2 protein-coding genes are annotated in these 2230 nt (G+C 40.4%); both read right to left on the bottom strand.

The features are described 5' to 3' along the window. Window positions 1-294: hypothetical protein (locus FE394_RS19135; RefSeq protein WP_319927906.1), on the bottom strand; the 294-nt coding region annotated here is incomplete at its 3' end. 365 nt (window positions 295-659) lie between these two features. Beyond that, a partial coding sequence (locus FE394_RS19130) for an Ig-like domain-containing protein (protein WP_319927905.1) occupies window positions 660-2230 on the bottom strand: 1571 nt, incomplete at its 5' end.

Genomic DNA, 2230 nt, shown 5'->3' with positions numbered 1-2230 from the left:
TTGGGAAGGCGATGATGACAACATATTGCTGACAGTCTGGATATTACTGGCGATCACATTGGGTGTACCAGATTCTGAGGCATCATTATTTTTATTCAAATCCTTTTCTTTATTGGCATTTGAATTCAAAAATCTTTTACTTGACCCGTTAACGCTAAAATCTATATTTTCTTTATTATCTATTTTATTAGTTGTCAGGTGCCCCTCTGCAAAGGCATTCATCATTGTAGACGGTAGCAGTAACGAGTAAATGACACTAAAAAAAACAATGGCCTTACTAATATATGAAGACATATAAGAGCACCTCAGAAAAAATTATTATTTACCATCTCATTTTTGATGACTAACTCATAAAAATGAGGTTATCGCCCTAATTTCATATATTAGAAAATACTGTGGATTATGTGATGAAGAATAGTTATTGGCTGATAGATAAACGTTATCGTCTAATATTTATGGGGATAAATTAAGTATGTAGCAGCAGACAAATCCGGTTCACCGAATGAAAAGGCGAATTTTCAGTTCCTGTTCGGAAATGTCACAACCCTGCGTTTGAACTCCGGAATATATCGTTATCTTGTCATAATGACCTTGCTTTCGTTGATTTAATTTGAAAGCAAGGCGGCGCATTAAATCAAGGACTGATCACTCCAGCACTTTTACGGCTTTTTAAAATTTATCGGTTTAGAGCAGGTGTCACTAGAGGTCGGACCTATACTAACTATATACAGACAAACTATCACATCAGTTGCCGGAGTTATACTCGGGTCACTTATCAGTTTCACTTCTAATTTTCCACCAGCGCCTACATTCATTTCCCCTGCTGGTAATAAAGAGAGTCCTTTTTCAAACGTTGGTTCTTTGAACCGCCATTTAAATTTAAGATCTTCGCCAAATGGAGTACCTTTGGGGGGGGAAATGGTAGCGCGAGTTACTATACTGCTAAGGGTATAACTCCCACCAAGAGGCTCGACACTGGGTGGATCAATATTTATTTTATCAAACTGTGGCCATTTGAACATTACAGAGCCATCATCACTATGATTTACATTGTTATCGGTAGAAGCGGTCACAACCACAAATGGAGATGTCAGTGTGCTAGCTGCACTGGTGATTGTTGCGTATGCTTCCCCATTCTCATCCGTTTGTGTTATCTGTGGCGTCTTGAATATGACATTTTGCGAAGCTTCTTTATTCACTGTCCAATGTATGGTTTTGTTCTTCAATTTATTACCCCCAGCATCCTCGAGAGTTGCGATGTAATCAAAGGTATCACCCACCGTTTTCATTCTCTCCGCCGTATCCGGATGGTTATCGTTTACTCCAACTATTGTTACTTTTAGCTTGTCATCTTTGGGGTCTGGAGCAATAAATGTCATGTTATTTGAGGAAATCCCATACCATGCACCGCTGTAGAGTGTAATCTCTAACTTTTCTACGGGTACTTTACTTGTCAATGTAGCCGTTACTTTTCCATCTTTATCTGTCCTATAACCGTCTTTAAGATCGAAAGAATAGTTTGGATCATGGCTCACATCTTTATCATTATGTGTAAGAGTCCACCTTAGATTAGGGATATCCTTGTTAGGCACTATAACCTTCTTATTCAAATCATGACCATCAACGATAAGACCCTGAACGATAAATTTTTTCGTACCATCAGCGATCTGAGTCCAAGGAGGATATACGTATGGTGGTTCAACTGGTTCCAGAATGCCGCCAAAAACTCGATAAGCCAAAAGATCCCAAGTAAAGGAGACTACCTCGACTGCTTTAACAGGTGGTTTGTTTTCAATGGAAAGTGAAACTGTAATATTTTTTACTTCAGCGTGACTGGCTAACGTGGCGGTTAATTCTCCCTTCTCATTTGTTGTGACATCGCCATTGGGCGGGTTCCAAATCAGTTCTTTGTTATCCTTATCTATGATCCACTTCACATTAGCAATTTTCTGGTTTACCACCGGTTTGCCATCACCACCTAAAACAGTCGCTGTGTAGGTATAGGTTTGTGTGCCATCGCCGACTTGTGACGGTACTTTCGGTGAAACGTCAACGGCTTCTCCTATATGGAAAAGCGCCGGGTTATCTTCAAAGCTCACGGCACCGACCTGTGTTTTTTCCATGCCGCCCGCTTGCAGGAATACTTTCGCCTCCTTGACGGGTTTACTGCTCACTAATGCGGCCTCTAATTGCCCTTTATCATTGGTTGTCGTTGTTGGAGCAGGTTTAC

Origin of the sequence: Xenorhabdus littoralis, from assembly GCF_033949345.1 — a bacterium.
Taxonomy (GTDB): domain Bacteria; phylum Pseudomonadota; class Gammaproteobacteria; order Enterobacterales; family Enterobacteriaceae; genus Xenorhabdus; species Xenorhabdus littoralis.
This window is presented reverse-complemented; position numbering and strand designations above follow the sequence as displayed.